This is a genomic window from Frankia sp. AiPs1 (assembly GCF_023716945.1).
Lineage (GTDB): Bacteria > Actinomycetota > Actinomycetes > Frankiales > Frankiaceae > Frankia.
This window is the reverse complement of sequence record NZ_JAMQQF010000836.1, coordinates 1-1,847: the sequence shown is the minus strand read 5'-3', so window position 1 is coordinate 1,847 and position 1,847 is coordinate 1. Positions and strand designations below refer to the sequence as shown.

Sequence of the window (1,847 nt, the reverse complement as noted above, 5' to 3'; positions counted from 1 at the left end):
CGCCGGCGGCGTGGGCCCCCCGGCCCGAGCGGCCTGCGCCGCGGCGACATCCGCGACGGTGACATCCGTGACGGCGGCATCGGGTGTGACGGCATCGGGTGTGACGGCATCAGACGCGCCGGTCTCCCCGACGGGGACGGCGCCGGCGGGGACGGCAGGGACGGCGCTGGTGAGCGACGTGCCTTCCAGGTACTCCTGGGTGAGGAACTGCTCGACGAGGTCGGCCGTGGTCACCTCGTCGAGCTTGTCGACCACCCAGCCGCGTTGCCCGCGCACGCGCCCGGCACGAACGTAGAAGATCGCGACCGCGGCCTCCAGCTCGTCCTCGGCGAAGGCGATCACGTCGGCGTCGGTGCCGTCGGGCAGCACGACGGCCTGCTTCTCGATGGCGCGCCGCAGCGCGCTGGCGTCGTCCCGCAGCCGCGCGGCCCGCTCGTACTCCTGGGCCGAGGCGGCCTGCTGCATCTCCTGCTCGAGCCGGCGCAGGTAGCGGCCGGTCTGACCGGACATGAAGTCGCAGAAGTCGTCAATGATCTCCCGGTGGGCCTCGGCGTCCACCCGGCCGACGCAGGGCGCCGAGCACCGGTCGATGTAGCCGAGCAGACACGGCCGGCCGACCTGGCCGGCCCGTTTGAACACCCCCGCCGAGCAGGTGCGCGCCGGGAAGACGCGAAGCAGCAGGTCGAGGGTCTCCCGGATCGCCCATGCGTGGGCATACGGACCGAAGTACCGCACACCCTTACGCTTCGGTCCCCGCATGACCTGCAGCCGCGGGAACTCCTCGTGGAGGGTCACCGCGAGGCTCGGATAGCTCTTGTCGTCGCGGTACCGGACGTTGAAGCGCGGATCGAACTCCTTGATCCACGTGTACTCGAGCTGGAGGGCCTCGACCTCCGTGGTGACCACGGTCCAGTCGACCGCGCTGGCCGCCTGGACCATGTGCTGGGTGCGTGGGTGGAGCGTGGGAAGATCGGCGAAGTAGTTGGCCAGCCGGGCCCGCAGGTTCTTGGCCTTGCCCACGTAGAGCACCCGGCCATGTTCGTCGCGGAAGCGGTAGACGCCGGGGGTCTCGGGAATCGAGCCCGGCGCGGGCCGGTAGGACGCCGGATCAGCCATGAACCGAGCCTACGGCGACCATCATCCCGCATGAGCAGCGCCTGCACGTAACCATTTCATCACGCATAGCGCGCGACCTCATCGGCGGGCCCTCTCGAAGCGTGGCAGAACAGTGACAGCAGGCGACAGATCCTCGAGCTGGTCGTGATTAATCACGGACTTTCCGTTGTTTCCGGTGCCCCCGCTGGCGTCCGGCGCGGGGGGCTGCGACCCTCGACACATCGGGCAAGCGAACCGAGGGAGCCAGCTCGTGCTTGGTGAGGACGTCACGGCGGAGTTCGTCGTGGACGACGCGGCCAGCCGTGGGCGGGTGACGGTGTTCCAGATCTGCTGGCGTGCGTGCGATCCGCTGGCCGTGTCCATGACCCTGGTGTCCAGGCCGGAACACCCCGCGCTGCCGCAGGGGAGCTGGGTGGCCCCCCGCGACGCCCTGCGCGCCGGGCTGGAGGCGACGGTCGGCGACGGCGACGTGCGGATCGGCCCCGACCCCGGGGAGGGCGGCGTCCGGCTGGACCTGGTCGACGGGGACCGCCGTTCCGTCGTGGTCCTCGCGACGGCGTCGCTGCGCAGCTTCCTGGACCGCACCGAACGGCTGGTGCCGACCGGCCAGGAGCACACCGAGCAGGAGCTGGACACCGTCCTGGCGAATCTGCTCCAGACCTGACCTCCCCGGCCCCGGGTCGCCGCACCGCGGACCCGCGCGGCCCGCGGACACCCGCCCGGCGCCGGCC

The 1,847-nt window shown here is 71.5% G+C and carries 2 protein-coding genes; one reads left to right on the top strand and one right to left on the bottom strand.

Features of this window, described 5'->3' with window-relative positions; genetic code table 11:
- A partial coding sequence (uvrC, locus tag ND748_RS31135) for an excinuclease ABC subunit UvrC (protein ID WP_251749882.1) occupies positions 1-1,116 on the bottom strand: 1,116 nt, incomplete at its 3' end.
- A gap of 250 nt (positions 1,117-1,366) precedes the next feature.
- On the opposite strand from uvrC, the gene ND748_RS31130 reads away from it, so the two are divergent.
- Complete coding sequence (locus tag ND748_RS31130; RefSeq protein ID WP_251749881.1) at positions 1,367-1,780, top strand: SsgA family sporulation/cell division regulator; 414 nt, start codon at positions 1,367-1,369, stop codon at positions 1,778-1,780.
- The last annotated feature ends 67 nt before the right edge of the window (positions 1,781-1,847 follow it).